A 14,394-nucleotide genomic window follows, 5' to 3' on the forward strand; every position below is an offset into this window, starting at 1 on the left:
CGGGACATGGGTTGGAGCGAGGCCGACAAGCGCCTGGGTATGGACCGGGGCATCACCCGACGTGACTTTCTGGACGGCGTGGCACTGGCGATCGGGGCAACGGCTCTGGGTGGCATTGGCATAAGGCCCGCTGCCGCCCAGACCACCGCTTACCCGCCCGCCGGGACCGGCCTGCGCGGCCAGACCGAAGCGGCGCAGAACGTCATGCACGCGATCCGCGACGGCAGCTTCTGGGGCGCGAACCCTGCCATCGACGACACGGGCGAGACCTATGACCTTGTGGTCGTGGGCGCCGGGATCTCGGGCCTTGCCGCCGCCTTCACCTACCGCCAGCAGAAACCCGGCGCCAAGGTCCTGCTGATCGACCCGCTGGAGGATTTCGGCGGCCATGCCAAGCGGAACGAGTTCACCTCGTCCAGTGGCAAGCGGCTGATCGGCTATGGCGGATCGCAGTCGATGCAGACGCCCAGCTACTTCAGCCCTGCCGTCAACGCGACCCTTGCCGCCATCGGGATCGAACCTGCCAAGTTCGAGACCTACTACAACCAGACCTGGGCCGAGGAACGCGGCCTGAACAGCGCCGTCTTCTTCGATGCCGCGAAGTGGGGGGTGGACAAGCTGGTGGTCCAGTCGGGCGAAACCGCGGACTGGGTCGCCCAGACGCCCCTGAACGACAAGGCCAAGGCCGACCTCATCGCGCTGATCGACGCACCGGGGGACTACATGCCGGGCCTTACGGCGGAAGATAAGCTGACCAAGCTGTCGCAGATCACCTACAAGGAGTTCCTGCTTGACTACGTGAAGGCCGACCCGCAGCTGGTCGACTACTTCCAAACCTCGACCACCGGTTATTTCGGGGTGGGCATCGACACGACCACGGCGCTCGACGCGCGCGGCAACTGGAACCCCGGCTTTGACGGGATGGACCTGGGCGAGACGGTGTCGAAGTTCCACAGCCCCTCGGGCCGCCTCGGGTTCACCGACCCCGACTACTACATCTATCACTTCCCCGACGGAAACGCCGGCATCGCCCGCCACCTGGTCCGCGCCCTGATCCCCGCCGCCTTGCCGGGCTCGACGATGGAGGACCAGGTCCTGGCCATGGTCGACTACGCCACGCTGGACAAGGCCGAGAACGAGGTGCGGCTGCGGCTGAATGCGACGGTCGTGAAGGTGGCCCATGACGGCGACCCGGCCAGCGCGGAAAGCGTGACGGTCACCTATGCCGGGGCCGGAGGGCTCCAGTCGGTCAAGGCGGGGCATGTGGTGCTCGCCTGCTGGCACCGCGTCATCCCCTATCTGACGGATGAGCTGGCCCAGACCCAGATCGACGCGCTGAACGACCAGCAGAAGGTGCCGCTGATCTACACCAACGTCCTTCTGAAGAACTGGAAGGCGCTGGACGAGCTGAAGATCGACGGCGCCCGCGCCCGTGGCAATTTCTGGAGCGGCTTCGAGATCGACTTCCCGGTGTCGATGGGCGACTACCAGTTCGCCGATACGCCCGAGGACCCGGTGATCCTGCACCTGTCGAAGGTGATGGTTGAGCCGGGCCTTCCCTCGCGGGAACAGGCTTTGGCTGGCAAGCGGGCGCTGGTGACGCTGACCTTCGAAGAGATGGAAAGGTCGATCCGCGAGCTTCTGGCAAAGGCGCTGGCGGGCAGCAGCTTTGACCCCGCGACCGATATCGAGGCGATCACCTGCAACCGCTGGAGCCACGGCTACGCCTACGAATACATGCGCCCGTGGGATCAGTTCTGGCCCGACGGCCCCCTGCCGATCGAGGCCGCACGGCAACCCTGGGGCCGGATTGCCATCGCCAACTCGGATTCGGGCGCTTATGCCTATGCGCATTCCGCCATCGACCAGGCGGTCCGGGCGGTGCGCGATCTTCTTGGCACCCCCGACGGCGCGCCCGATTTCGCCCGCTTCCCGGGGCCACCGCTGGACAAGCTGGGCCTCTAATCCTCTTGTTCTAGCAACGAACAGCGCCGCCTGAAAAGGCCTGAACTGGTCTTCGGGATGCCGGACCAACCCGGCATCTTGGCGGCGTCGGCGCTGCCTTTCGACCAGCTTTATTTACATCGGCGATCCTGATACTAAACTGTCATGCCGGACCGAGAGACGCCATGACCAATCAGATTCTCGTCGTTGACCCCCTGGAACGTCAGGACATTCTGCGCAGTCTTGCCAGCGAGGTTCGCGCCCGGATGCTGGAACATCTGACCCGGAACGGTCCCCGGAACGTCAACCAGATTTCCGAAGACCTCGACCTGCCGCAGTCGACGGTTTCATCCAACATCCAGATCCTGGTGGACGCGGGGCTGGTGCAGACGCGGTCCGAAAAGGGCCGCAAGGGCAGCCAGAAGATCTGCCTGTCGACCTTCACCGAGCTGTTGATCGCCTTCAAGGACCCCCCGCCATCGCAGGGTTCGGATGCCATCGAAGTGGCGATGCCCATTGGCCTTTACACCCGCTGCGAGGTTTCGGCGCCCTGCGGGCTTTGCTCGGGTGACGGCATCATCGGGCTTCTCGATGTGCCCGACACCTTCCTCGACCCCGACCGGATGCGCGCCGGATTATTGTGGTTCACCCGTGGGTTCGTCGAGTACCAGTTTCCGAACAATGCCAAGCTGGCTGGCTCCACTGTTCAGTCGCTTGAACTGGCAATGGAACTGTCTTCCGAGGTTCCGGGGACTTCGAAAGACTGGCCGTCCGACATCACCGTTGCCGTCAACGGGCGCGAGATCGGTACCTGGACCTCGCCCGGGGATTACGGTGACAAGCGCGGCAAGTACACGCCCGACTGGTGGAAGCTTGCCGGGTCGCAGTACGGCGACCTGAAGCGCTGGGAAGTGACCACCTCTGGCACCTTCCTTGACGGGCAGCGGATTTCGGACTGCGCGCTCAATGACCTCGAACTGAACGACCATCGCTCGATCCGCGTGCGCATCGGTGTGAAGGACGACGCGCGCCACCCCGGGGGCATGAACATCTTCGGGCGCGGCTTCGGCAATCACGACCAGGACATCACCCTGCGCCTGCGCCGAGGCTGACCCAACCTTTTTCCTTGACGGACTCTCCAAGCCCGGCAACTATACCGGAAAATCTGGTACAAACCGGAACTGCGGATTCGCATCATCCGGACGGGAGGAGAATGATGAAGGCACGGGTCACGGCGCACAGCGCCTATACGGTCGCGGACATCGACAAGCGGTTGTACGGGTCCTTTCTGGAACATCTTGGCCGTGCGGTCTACACCGGCATCTATGAGCCCGGCCATCCGACCGCCGACAAGGAAGGCATGCGCCGCGACGTGATCGATCTGGTCCGCGCCATCGACACGCCGATCTGCCGTTACCCCGGCGGCAACTTCGTCTCGGCCTACAACTGGGAGGACGGGATCGGCCCCAAGGACCAGCGGCCCAAGCGGCTCGACCTCGCCTGGCGCACGACCGAGACCAACCAGGTCGGCATCCATGAATTCGCCGACTGGGCCGAAAAGGCCGGGACCGACATGATGCTGGCCGTCAACCTCGGCTCGCGCGGCCTGGACGAGGCGCGCGCCTTCGTCGAATACGTCAACCACAAGGGCGGGACCTACTGGTCGGACCTGCGGGCGAAGAACGGCCGCAAGGACCCCTGGAACTGCCGCCTCTGGTGCCTGGGGAACGAGATGGACGGCCCCTGGCAGGTCGGCCACAAGACCGCCGGGGAATACGGACATCTGGCGAACGAGACGGCCAAGGCGCTGCGCGGCCTCGACCCGACGCTGGAGCTGGTCGTCTGCGGCTCGTCCCACTCCAACATGCCGACCTACCCGCAGTGGGAGGCGACGGTGCTGGAGGAAACCTACGACCAGGTCGACCACATCAGCTTGCACATGTATTTCGAGAACCACGAGAAGAATTCCAATGAATTCCTCGCACTACCGCAGAAACTCGACACCTACATCGGCACCGTCGCGGGGATCATCGACTATGTGAAGGCCAAGAAGCGGTCCAAGCGGCAGGTCACCATCAGCTTCGACGAATGGAACGTCTGGTATCACGAACGGAAAGCGGATGCCGAGCGGATGCGGACCTGGGACTGGCCGGTGGCGCCGGTCCTTCTGGAAGATCAGTACAATTTCGAGGACGTTCTGCAGGTCGGCTGCATCCTGAACACCTTCATCCGTCGCGCGGATGTGGTGAAGATCGCCTGCATCGCGCAACTCGTGAACGTCATCGCCCCGATCATGACCGAGCCCGGCGGCCCGGCCTGGCGGCAGACGATCTACTGGCCGTTCCTGTTTGCTTCGAAGAACGGGCGCGGCACTGCGATGCAGCTGGCGGTCGAGGTCCCGACCTACGACGCCGATGCCGCCGCCGGGGTCCCGTGGCTGGATATCGCGGGCGTCCGCAATGACGACGCGGGCACGCTGACCTTCTTCGCCATCAACCGCAACGGGCAGGAACCGATGGACGTCGACCTGGCGCTTGACGGGTTCAACGCGAAGACCGTCGAGCACACGCTGATCAAGCACAATGACCTTGAGGCGCGGAACTCGAAGACCAACCCCGACAACGTCGCCCCGCAGAAGGGCACCGGGGCCAAGCTGACGGCCAAGGGCCTGCACCTGACCCTGCCGCCGCATTCCTACTCGATGATCCGGGTGGGGCTGTAAGTATCCGGCTTTCGGATACGTATCAGGTTTCGATTGCTCGAATCGGGAAAGCGGATACGCTTTTCTGCGGAGGACACGGCGAACCACGCCGGGAAAAGGGAGGATAAGATGACCATAAGTGGAATGCTGAAGGCCGCCATCGTCGCCACCATCGGCTTTGCCGGGGTCGCAAAGGCGGAAGAGACTGTCGTCTGGTGGGATTTCCTGGGCGGCGGCGACGGCGTGCGCATGAAGAAGATGATCGAGGACTTCAACGCCGCCCACGCCGGCGCGATCAAGATCGACGCGACCACGCTGGAATGGGGCACGCCCTTCTACGCTAAGGTCCAGACCTCGGCCGCCGTGGGCGAGGCTCCGGACATCATGACCTATCACGCGAGCCGGATCCCGCTGGCCGTGGAACAGGGCGTGATGCAGGAAATCACCGCCGATGACTGGGCGGCGATGGGCCTGACTTCGGCCGATTTCGCGGCAGCGACCTGGGACGCGGTGACTATCGACGGCAAGCAGTACGCGGTGCCTTTGGATACCCACCCGATCGTCCTCTACTACAACAAGGACCTCTTGGAAAAAGCCGGGATGCTGGATGAAAACGGCAAACCCAAGGGTCTGGACAGCCGCGAAGGCTTTACCGCCACGCTGCAGGCCCTGAAGGACAGTGGCGTCAAGTTCCCGCTCGGCTCCGTCACCGCCGACGGCAACTTCATGTTCCGCACGATCTATTCGCTGATGGGCCAGCAGAGCGGCGAGCTGATGACCGACGGAGAGTTCCTGGCCGGCGACAACGGCGAGAAGCTCGCCAATGCCCTTGGCGTCCTGGCGGAATGGACGACGGCGGGACTGCAGTCGACCTACACCGACTACCCGGCGACGGTCGCGCTTTTCACCTCGGGTGAGGCCGCGATGATGATCAACGGCGTGTGGGAAGTGCCCACGATGACCGACCTCAACGCGCAAGGGAAACTTTTCAACTGGGGCGCGGTCGAACTGCCGGTGATCTTCGACAAGCCTGCGACCTATGCCGACAGCCATGCCTTCGCGATCCCGGCGAACCAGGGCAAGGAAATGACCCCCGAAAAGCGCGCTGCGGTTCTGGAGGTTATGTCCTGGATGTCGAAGAACTCGCTCTTCTGGGCCACTGCGGGTCATATCCCGGCCAACGGCGCGGTCGTCGCATCGCCGGAATATGCCGCGATGGAGCCGAACGCGACCTACTCGACGCTGACGGCGAACATGATCTTCGACCCGAAATCCCCGCTTGCGGGCGTGGCCGGGCCGATCTTCGACGTCATGTCGACCTACTTCGTGCCCACGCTCAACGGCGAGATGGACCCGGCGGAAGCCGTCGAGTCGATCAAGGAAGAGCTGAACGCTCTCTGAACCGTGCAACCTTCCGGGCCGCGCGTGCTCCCCGCGCGGCCCGGAGCTTTCGGGGACCCGGGCCATGCTGACCAATCGCCGCAAGGATGCCCTTGTCGCCGCCGTTCTGGTGGCGCCGTTCCTTGCGATCTACCTCCTGGTCTTCGTCTGGCCGACGATCCAGATGTTCGAAATCTCGTTCACCGACGCGCGGCTGATCGGGTCGGGCGACTGGGTCGGCCTTGACAACTATGCCCGGCTCGACAGCGACCCGCGCTTTCGCACCGCCGCCTGGAACACCGCCTATTTCGTCGTCCTGACCGTCCTGCCCGGCACTCTAATCGCGCTACTCATCGCACTCGGCGTCTCGCGGCTGAAAGGCCGGTTGCAGGCCGCGATCCTTGCCCTCTTCTTCCTGCCCTACATCCTGCCGGTTTCCGTGGTCTACCTGATCTGGGATTGGCTTTTGAACTTCCAGTTCGGGATCACGATGCACATCCTCGACATCCTGGGGATCGAGCGCGTACCGATCATGAAGACCCGCGAATGGTTCATGCCCGCTGTCGCTGTCGTGACGATCTGGTGGACTGCGGGCTTCTCGATCCTTCTGTTCCTCGCAGGCCTCCGCGCCATCCCGGCCGAGATCTACGAGGCCGCCGCGCTCGACAACGCCAGCCGCTGGACAACCTTCCGCCGGATCACCTGGCCGCTTCTCTGGCCGGTCACGACCCTTGTCTTCACCATCCAGCTCATCGCGCAGCTGAAGATATTCGACCAGGTCTATCTCTTCTCGCAGGGCGGCAGACCCAACGACAACATGGTCCTCGTCTACTACGTCTTCCAGCGCGCCTTCCAGCAGGACCAGGGTGGTCGCGCCGCCGCCGTGGCCGTGACGCTTTTCGTCCTCGTGGTCGTCGTCTCGGTCCTGCAATTCCAGCTTCTGCGCCTGGCGGGGGGCCGCAGATGACCGCAGTCGGCATGCAGCGCGCGAACTTCTGGGGCGGGGTCATCACCGTCCTCACCCTTGTCTGTGCGATACTCTGGGCCTTCCCTTTGTATTGGGGTGTCATCTCCTCGCTGAAGCCCGAGGATGAGGTCGTCCGTCCCTATATCGAGCTCTGGCCCGAGAACCTGACCTTCAGCCACTACACCACCGCGATCTTCGACACCCAGATCATGACCTGGTACCTGAACTCCATCGCCGTGGCGGTGGGCGTCACGGTCATCACCATCGTGACCTCGTTTCTCTGCGGCTATGCGCTGTCGCAGCTGAAATTCCCGGGCCGCACGGCGCTCTGGTGGCTGATCCTCGCAAGCTTCATGGTGCCGACCCAGGCGCTCATCATCAACCACTTCGTGCTGATCTCGCAGCTCGGGCTCATCAACAGCTGGGCCGGGATCATGCTGCCGCAGCTGATCCACCCAGTCATCATCATCGTCTACAAGCAGTTCTTCGACCAGGTCCCCAAGGACTTCCGCGAGGCCGCCGTGATGGACAACGCGGGCGAGTTCCGGATCCTCTTCAAGGTCTACCTGCCGATGAACTGGGGGGTCACGACGGCCCTGTCCATCGTCACCTTCATCTGGACCTGGAACGCCTTCCTCTGGCCCTTCCTGTCGGTGACGAAGACAGAGATGATGACGGTCCCGGTGGGCATCACCCAGGTCAACGACGCCTTCGGGGTCTACTACGCCCGCCAGTTGGCCGCCGCGGTCCTGGCCGGTCTGCCGGTGGCGCTGGCCTACCTTTTGTTCCAGCGCAAGGTGACCGAAGCGATAACTTTGTCTGCGGGCATCAAGGGCTGACGCCTGGCGCCGATTTCTTCGAAGAAATCGGACCGGAGCCTTCAAAGGCTCCGATGCGGAGTTTTCAAAAACTCCGCACTCAGGCGGAAACCGCGCGTCCCTGCCCGTCGAACAGGTGCAACTCGTTGGGATCGAAGGCCAGCCCGATCACGTCCCCGGCTTTGACCTGCGACTTGCCGCTATCCTGCGCTATGACCAGCAAGCCGTCCGACAGCTTGGCATAGACCAGCGTCCGGTCGCCCAGCCGTTCCACCACTGTCGCGGTGGCCCTTGTCTCCCCGCCCGCGGCCACGGTCAGCGCCTCGGGCCGGATACCCAGCTCCCACGGCCCCTCGCCCTTCGGCGCAAAGGGCAGGGGCACCACCGACCCATCCCCCAACCGCGCCGCCGCACGATCCCCCTGCCCGGTCAGCGTCACCGGCAGAAGGTTCATCGCGGGCGAGCCGATGAAGCTGGCCACAAAGCGCGAGGCCGGACGGGAATAGACCTCCATCGGCGTACCGACCTGTTCGATCTTGCAGTCGTTCAGGATCACGATCCGATCCGCCAGCGTCATCGCCTCGGTCTGGTCGTGGGTGACATAGATCATCGTCGAGCCCAGACGCTGGTGCAGTTCCGCCAGTTCCACCCGTGTCCGCACGCGCAAGGCCGCGTCGAGGTTCGACAAGGGCTCGTCAAACAGGAAAGCCTTCGGTTCCTTCACGATGGCCCGCCCGATGGCGACCCGCTGCCGCTGCCCGCCCGACAGTTCCGCCGGGCGCCGGGCCAAGAGCTTCTCCATCTCCAGCATCCGCGCGGCCTCGGCCACCCGGGCCTTGATCGTCGCTTCGGGCAGCCCGATGTTCTTCAGCCCGAAAGCCATGTTCTCGGCCACTGTCATGTGCGGGTAAAGCGCATAGTTCTGGAACACCATCGCCAGATTCCGCTGGCCCGGAGCCAGACCTTCCGACCGCACCCCGTCAATCGTCAGCCCGCCGGCATCGATGCTTTCCAGCCCGGCGATCATCCGCAGAAGCGTGGTCTTGCCGGACCCGGAGGGCCCGAGGAAGACAACGAACTCTCCCGCGGCGATCTGCAGGCTCAGGTCACGGATCACCTCGACATTGCCGAACCGCTTGGACACCCCGTCGAGTGAGATTCCGCTCATTGCACCCTCCCTGGCCGCTTCAGGATCATACTTTCGGGTTATTACCCGATGTCAAGGCACTATTCCTGCGCGGCCCTGCCGCTGGCGCTCGTGGGCGCATCTCGCGCGGCCATCACCAGTCGGGCGCGCGCCAGACCTCCTGGCCCTTGAACAGCGTGGCCAGCACCCGGGTCCGCGAGATTTCGGCCGCTGGGCAGGCAAGGATATCGCGATCCAGGATGATGAGGTCGGCTGAATAGCCCACCCGCAGCATGCCGGTGAAATGGTCCCGCCAACAGGCGCGCGCGGCGCGGGTGGTGTATCCCTCGACGCATTCCTCGATCGTCAGGGCCTCTTCGGGAAGGAACGGCTCCAGCGGGTCGTCGTCCAGCCGTTTCCGGCGGGTGATCGCCGTTTCGATGATCTCGAACGGGTTCAGCGTCGAAACCGGCCAGTCCGAGGACAGGCAGAAATCCGCGCCCTGGTCCAGCATCTTGCGGAAGGCATAGGTATCAGCCCGGCGCCTGGGCCCGATCATCGCCAGCGACGGGTCGGAATAGGGCGGCTCAAGCCGCGCCCACAGCGGCTGGACATTGGCCGTCGCCAGGCCCTGCAGCCGGGCATAATCGCCCGGGTCCACGACTTGCAGATGGGCCAGCTGGTGTTGCGCAGGCCAGAAGCCGTTGGCAGCACGCGCCGCCTCCAGCCCCTCGATCGCGCGGCGGGTGGCGGCATCGCCGATGACATGGACATGGATCGCAAAGCGCGCGGCATCGAGCGCGGTCATCAGTGCACGGGTCTCATCCGCCCCGAACATGCAGGGCGCATTGCCACCGGTGGCATCGGCATAGGGCGCGAGCATCGCCGCCGTGCGGTTTTCGAACACGCCGTCCATGAAGAACTTGGCGGAATGGACGTGGAAATCCGGCCCCGGATGCGCTGCACGCAGGGCAGTCAGCCGGGAAACTGCCGTTTCCGGGGTATCGGCCTCGGTCACCAGCGCCGTGCCTGCAACGCGCAGGGTCAAGGCCGCCTCGGCGACACCGCGCGCATAGATCCGCGCCTCCATCTCGGTGATGCGGGCATCCAGAACCCCGGTGATCCCGTGCTGGTTGGCATGCGCGCAGGCCGCCTTCAGCCCCGACATCCGATGTTCATCCGTCAGATCGGGCAGGCGGCCCGTGACCACGGGGATCACCTCTTCATGCAGCATGCCTGTCGCCCGCCCCGCCGCATCGCGGACGACATGGCCGTTCGGTGGGTCGGCCATCGCCTGCACGCCCGCCATGTCCAGCGCCCGGCTGTTCACGCAGGCATTGTGGAACGAGCTGTCGTAGATCACCACCGGACGGTCGCTGACCGCCCGGTCCAGAACGGCCGCCGTCAGGTTGTGATCGCCAAAGACCCCGGCCTGCCAGCCCGAGCCCCAGACGACCGGCAAGTCGGGATGGGTGGCGGCATGGGCGCGCAAGGCCTCGATCAGCCCGGCCTCGCTGTCGACGTCGTACAGGTAGGCCGCCGTCGCCATGTCGATCCCGCCGGACAGAAGGTGGATATGCGCATCCTGAAACCCGGGCAGGACCAGCCGTCCGCCCGCATCAATGCGCTGAGCCGCCTCGGGCGGCACGCCCTGCCCGATCGCGGCGATGCGACCGTCGCGGATCAGCACCCATTCGGCATGGGGGGCACTGGCATCCATCGTGCGGATGCGGGCGTTGTGGATCAAGCGGTCAGACAATCTCTGCCCCCTCAAGCTGCGCCCAGTCATCCGCCGGAATGACCTGGGCGATCTCGTTCACATCCCGGGTCCAGACAAAGAAGCACAGAAACGGCACCGCACCGACCCGCGTCAGGTGCGGCTGGTGTGCCGGGTTCCAGACCGGCTGATGCGCAGGCTTGATCGTCAGGGGTCGACCGGTACCGAACCGCCAGCCATGCGGGCCGGTCAGCGGGGCATAGAGCTCGGGTGCCGCGTGATGGTGATCCCGGTACAGCACGCCGGGCGCGATCAGGAACACCCCAAGCTCGAAATCATTCCCCGCAAAGGGCGCGTCGCCCCCGAAGACCGAGGCGAAGGCGTGGCCATTCGGAAAGGCGTCACCGATCAGGGTGCGCGGATAGGAATCGTAGGTGACCCATTCCAGCTGCGGTGCCGCTGCCGCGATGGCGCTGGCCAGGGCCGGATGCGTGGCGGAAAGATCGGCCAACGCGACCGGCAGCCAGGTCGACAGGACGGCATTCGGGCACGCGTTCACCACCCTTTCCGGACCCGGCTCGGCAGGCAGGCCCGCCGCGACTTCGGCAGCGCCCGGATGGTCCAGAGCCAGCAGATAGTCGCGCGCCGCCTGGTACAGCCTGCGGACCGGCGACTGACCCGCCAGCCCCGGCGGCAGGGGCAGGCCCCGACTGGCAAGCTCGCCCAGCGGATCGCGGGCGTCATGCGCGGCGGCAACGCGATAGACCTCCAGCACCTCGGCCGAGATCAGACCCTCGCGCCACAGCGCCATCGCCGCGCCGTACCGCACCCGGCCCGAGCCCTTGACGCCCAGCGGCGCATGCAGGTGGTCCAGCACGTCAGTCATTGCTGCGGAAAGCCATGCGCTCGTCCTCCAGTCGCCGTTTCTCGGCCCGGTTCAGGATGATCCCCGCCGCAATGACCCCTGCCCCGACGGTCAGCACCATCAGCGTCGCCAGGGCGTTGATATCCGGCGTGACCCCCAGCTTGACCTTGGACCAGATCAGCAGCGGCAGCGTCGTCGCCCCCGGCCCGGTGGTGAAGGCCGTGATGACCACATCATCCAGCGATATCGTGAAAGCCAAGAGCCAACCCGAGACGATGGCAGGCGCGATGACCGGCAGCGTGATGTCGAACATCACCTGCCAGGGCCGGCTGCCGAGGTCCATCGCCGCCTCTTCGATGGCACGGTCGGCCTGCAGCATCCTCGCATTGACGATGGTGGTGACGAAGACCATGGAGAAGGTGATGTGGGCCAGCGTGATCGTGGTGAACCCGCGCTGTCCGGGCCAGCCGATCCAGTCCGCCATCAGGATGAAGAAGATCAGCATCGAGATGCCGGTGATCACCTCGGGCATGATCAGGGGCGCCGTCACCAGGCCCGAAAACAGCGTCCTTCCCCGAAACTTGGTGAACCGGGCCAGGACAATCCCTGCCATCGTGCCCAGGATCGTGGCGAAGGTCGCCGAGACCAGCGCGATCTTCAGTGACAGGATCAGCGCGTCCCAAACCTGCTGGTTCGAGAACAGCGACACATACCACTTGGTCGAGAACCCGCCCCAGACCGTCGCCAGCCGCGAGGAATTAAAGCTGTAAACGATCATCGACAGGATCGGGATATAGAGGAACGCAAAGCCGAAGCACATCACGGTAATCAGGAAGGTCGGCCGGCGTCTCATTTCGACCCCTCCGCCCGCGCCTGGTAATGGCTGTAGATCATCGTCGGCACGACCATCAACAGCAGCAGCGCCACCGCAACCGCCGAAGCCATCGGCCAGTCGCGCGCCTGACCGAACTCATCCTGGATGATCTTGCCGATCATCGGTTGCGAGGCATTGCCGACCAGCGTCGGGATCACCAGTTCTCCTGCCGCCGGGATGAAGACCAGCATGCCCCCCGCGATGATCCCGGGGATCGACTGCGGCAAGGTGATGTCGCGGAAGACCTGCGACGGGCGCGACCCAAGGTCCATCGCGGCTTCGTCCAGGGTCGGGTCAAGCCGTTCCAGGCTGGCGTAGAGCGGCAGGATCATGAACGGCAGGTAGGTGTAGACCATCACCAGGACGACGGCAAAGTTCGTGTTCATCATCGGCACGGACCGCACTGCCCAGTCGATCGGCACCAGGAAGTTCCAGGCATCGGTCAGAAGGCCGTTGAACCAGCTGTTCTTGCCCATCAATCCCATCCAGGCATAAACGCGCAGCAGGAACGAGGTCCAGAACGGCAGGATCACCAGCATCAACAGGATGTTGCGCCAACTTTTCGATACCCGCGTCAGGCCAAGCGCCATCGGATAGCCGATCAACAGGCACAGGATCGCCGCAACCAGCGCGTTGAAGACCGAGGTCAGGAAGGCCCGGACATAAAGCGTGTCGGTCAGAACCCGGCTGAAGGGTTCGAGGTTCACCATGGGATGCTCGCCGCCAAAGGAAAACGGCGGGGCGGTCGGCGTGTTGGTCGCCACGCTCATCGCGACGACGATGAGGAACGGCAGCAGGAACAGCACGACCAGCCAGACATAGGGCAGGCCGATCAGGATCATCACCCAGCCCTTGCGGTCGAACCAGCGGGACAGGCGGCTATGCTGCATGGTCAGTCCACCAGCACCAGGACCGAGCCCGGATCGAAGGACACCCAGACCGCGTCATTCCAGTCGGCGACCCGCGTCGCCTCATCCCCGCGTCGGGCGTTGACGGCATGGGCCTGCACCAGCGCTCCGGGCAGCTCGACACGGTAAAGACTGTCCTTGCCGAAATAGGCCAGGTCCTTGACATGGCCCCGGAAGGCATTCGCGCGCTCTGGCCGGTCCTTTGTCAGGTGCATCTTCTCCGGCCGGACCGCTAGGGTGACAACCTGTCCTTCCGTGACATGGGCCACATCATTGGCCAGAACCTCGCCGCCCACCGCCGGAACCGAAAGGCGCAACTGGCCCCCCTGTCGCCCGGTCACCGTCGCCTCGAAGCTGTTGATCGACCCGATGAACCCGGCGACAAAGCGGCTTGTGGGAAACTCGTAGATTTCGGTGGGGCTGCCCACCTGCTTGACCTGCCCCTTGTCCATCACGGCAATCCGGTCCGACAGTGTCATCGCCTCTTCCTGGTCGTGGGTCACGACGATGAAGGTCACCCCGGTGCGCTCCTGGATCGACATCAGCTCGAACTGAGTGTGCTCGCGCAGCTTCTTGTCCAGCGCTGCCAGGGGTTCGTCCAGCAATAGGAGCTTCGGCTGGCGCGCCAGGGCCCGGGCCAGCGCCACGCGCTGACGCTGCCCGCCGGAAATCTGGTGCGGCTTGCGGCCGGCAAAGGGCGTCAGCTGCACCAGGTCCAGCACCTCGGCCACGCGGTCGGCACGCTGGGCCTTGGTCATGGATTTCTCATGCTTCAGCCCGTAGCCCACGTTCGCTTCGACGGTCATGTGCGGGAAGATCGCGTAGGACTGGAACATCATGTGGACCGGACGCTCCCACGGGGGCACTCCCGCCATGTCGCGACCGTCCAGGAAGATGCGGCCCGAGGTCGGTTCCTCGAACCCCGCCAGCATCCGCAACAGCGTGGTCTTGCCGCAGCCCGACCCACCCAGAAGCGAGAAGATCTCGCCTTTGCCGACAGTCAGGCTGACATCCCTGACGGCCTGAAAGTGACCGAACGACTTCGAGACACCCTCGATCTTCAGGAAGGGCTCGCCCCCGTCGGCCTGCATCGG

12 protein-coding genes are annotated in these 14,394 nt (G+C 64.6%); 6 read left to right on the forward strand and 6 right to left on the reverse strand.

Annotated features, from left to right (window positions below):
* The first annotated feature begins 6 nt into the window (after positions 1-6).
* The 6 genes from AC2EAL_RS07705 to AC2EAL_RS07730 all read left to right on the forward strand — a co-directional run bounded on the left by AC2EAL_RS07705 (position 7) and on the right by AC2EAL_RS07730 (position 7,831).
* Positions 7-1,965 carry an NAD(P)-binding protein gene (locus AC2EAL_RS07705; RefSeq protein ID WP_484723609.1) on the forward strand — a complete coding sequence of 653 codons (1,959 nt, stop codon included), beginning with the start codon at positions 7-9 and terminating at the stop codon, positions 1,963-1,965.
* 164 nt (positions 1,966-2,129) lie between these two features.
* Positions 2,130-3,056, forward strand: a complete 927-nt coding sequence (locus AC2EAL_RS07710; protein WP_484723610.1) for an ArsR/SmtB family transcription factor — start codon at positions 2,130-2,132, stop codon at positions 3,054-3,056.
* 104 nt (positions 3,057-3,160) lie between these two features.
* Positions 3,161-4,666: an arabinosylfuranosidase ArfA gene (gene arfA / locus AC2EAL_RS07715; RefSeq protein ID WP_484723611.1), complete on the forward strand. Its 1,506-nt coding sequence runs from the start codon at positions 3,161-3,163 to the stop codon at positions 4,664-4,666.
* A 108-nt stretch (positions 4,667-4,774) separates the two neighbouring features.
* Positions 4,775-6,046, forward strand: coding sequence for an extracellular solute-binding protein (locus AC2EAL_RS07720; RefSeq protein ID WP_484723612.1), 1,272 nt, complete (start codon positions 4,775-4,777; stop codon positions 6,044-6,046).
* A 64-nt stretch (positions 6,047-6,110) separates the two neighbouring features.
* A complete protein-coding gene (locus AC2EAL_RS07725; protein ID WP_484723613.1) occupies positions 6,111-6,992 on the forward strand; it encodes a carbohydrate ABC transporter permease in 882 nt (293 codons plus the stop codon).
* Entirely contained in the window at positions 6,989-7,831 is an 843-nt protein-coding gene (locus AC2EAL_RS07730; RefSeq protein ID WP_484723614.1) for a carbohydrate ABC transporter permease, read from the forward strand. The genes AC2EAL_RS07725 and AC2EAL_RS07730 overlap by 4 nt, the downstream gene beginning before the upstream one ends.
* A gap of 79 nt (positions 7,832-7,910) precedes the next feature.
* On the opposite strand, the gene AC2EAL_RS07735 is transcribed toward AC2EAL_RS07730, so the two are convergent.
* The 6 genes from AC2EAL_RS07735 to AC2EAL_RS07760 form a co-directional block, all read right to left on the reverse strand.
* The gene (locus AC2EAL_RS07735) at positions 7,911-8,978 is read right to left on the reverse strand and encodes an ABC transporter ATP-binding protein (RefSeq protein WP_484723615.1); all 1,068 of its coding nucleotides are present in this window, start codon (positions 8,976-8,978) and stop codon (positions 7,911-7,913) included.
* Between the two features lie 112 nt (positions 8,979-9,090).
* The gene (locus AC2EAL_RS07740) at positions 9,091-10,695 is read right to left on the reverse strand and encodes an amidohydrolase (protein ID WP_484723616.1); all 1,605 of its coding nucleotides are present in this window, start codon (positions 10,693-10,695) and stop codon (positions 9,091-9,093) included.
* Positions 10,688-11,539, reverse strand: a complete 852-nt coding sequence (locus tag AC2EAL_RS07745; protein WP_484723617.1) for a dimethylsulfonioproprionate lyase family protein — start codon at positions 11,537-11,539, stop codon at positions 10,688-10,690. Before AC2EAL_RS07745 ends, AC2EAL_RS07740 begins: the two co-directional genes overlap by 8 nt.
* Positions 11,532-12,371, reverse strand: a complete 840-nt coding sequence (locus AC2EAL_RS07750) for an ABC transporter permease subunit (RefSeq protein WP_484723618.1) — start codon at positions 12,369-12,371, stop codon at positions 11,532-11,534. Before AC2EAL_RS07750 ends, AC2EAL_RS07745 begins: the two co-directional genes overlap by 8 nt.
* The gene (locus AC2EAL_RS07755) at positions 12,368-13,282 is read right to left on the reverse strand and encodes an ABC transporter permease (protein WP_484723619.1); all 915 of its coding nucleotides are present in this window, start codon (positions 13,280-13,282) and stop codon (positions 12,368-12,370) included. The genes AC2EAL_RS07750 and AC2EAL_RS07755 overlap by 4 nt, the downstream gene beginning before the upstream one ends.
* A gap of 2 nt (positions 13,283-13,284) precedes the next feature.
* Positions 13,285-14,391 (reverse strand): ABC transporter ATP-binding protein, encoded by a 1,107-nt coding sequence (locus AC2EAL_RS07760; protein WP_484723620.1) that lies wholly within the window; start codon positions 14,389-14,391, stop codon positions 13,285-13,287.
* Positions 14,392-14,394: the final 3 nt, after the last annotated feature.

This window comes from Tabrizicola sp. T74 (genome assembly GCF_057219935.1).